The 1,059-nt window shown below is 47.7% G+C and carries 1 protein-coding gene; it reads right to left on the bottom strand.

Annotated features, from left to right (window positions below):
* A partial coding sequence (gene tuf / locus PSF09_RS20380; RefSeq protein ID WP_272684417.1) for an elongation factor Tu occupies window positions 1-1,059 on the bottom strand: 1,059 nt, incomplete at both ends.

Raw genomic sequence — 1,059 nt, 5'->3', positions numbered from 1 at the left:
TTTTTGCAACAACACCCGCACCTACAGTACGGCCACCTTCACGGATTGCGAAACGTAAACCGTCGTCCATCGCGATTGGGTGGATCAGGGTAACGATCATGTTGATGTTATCACCTGGCATTACCATCTCTACGCCTTCTGGCAGTTCGATAGTACCAGTTACGTCAGTTGTACGGAAGTAGAACTGTGGACGGTAACCTTTGAAGAATGGAGTGTGACGACCACCTTCATCTTTGCTCAGAATATAAACTTCTGATTCGAATTTAGTGTGTGGCTTGATTGAACCTGGTTTTGCCAGTACTTGACCACGTTGAATTTCTTCACGCTTAGTACCACGCAGCAGAACACCAACGTTCTCACCCGCACGACCTTCGTCAAGCAGTTTACGGAACATTTCAACGCCAGTACAAGTTGTTTTAACCGTGTCTTGAATACCAACGATTTCAACTTCTTCACCAACTTTGATGATACCACGCTCAACACGGCCTGTTACTACTGTACCGCGACCTGAGATTGAGAATACGTCTTCGATTGGCAGCAGGAATGGCTTGTCAATTGCACGCTCTGGCTCTGGGATGTAAGTATCCAGATGGCCTGCTAATTCAACAATTTTCGCTTCCCACTCTGGGTTGCCTTCCAGCGCTTTCAGAGCTGAACCACGAACAACTGGAGTGTCGTCGCCTGGGAAATCGTATTGAGACAGAAGTTCACGAACTTCCATTTCTACTAATTCTAACAGCTCTTCGTCGTCTACCATGTCACATTTGTTCAGGAAAACGATGATGTAAGGAACACCTACTTGGCGACCTAACAGGATGTGCTCACGAGTTTGTGGCATTGGGCCATCAGTCGCAGCAACAACCAGGATTGCACCGTCCATCTGAGCAGCACCAGTGATCATGTTTTTAACATAGTCGGCGTGTCCTGGGCAGTCTACGTGTGCGTAGTGGCGAGTTGGAGTATCGTATTCTACGTGTGAAGTAGAGATAGTGATACCACGCGCTTTTTCTTCTGGTGCGTTATCGATTTGGTCGAATGCACGAGCAGAACCGCCGTAAG

This window comes from Providencia sp. PROV141 (genome assembly GCF_028481645.1).
Taxonomy (GTDB): domain Bacteria; phylum Pseudomonadota; class Gammaproteobacteria; order Enterobacterales; family Enterobacteriaceae; genus Providencia; species Providencia rettgeri.
Note: the sequence above shows the minus strand (reverse complement) of the source record. Positions and strands in the feature narration are given on the sequence as shown.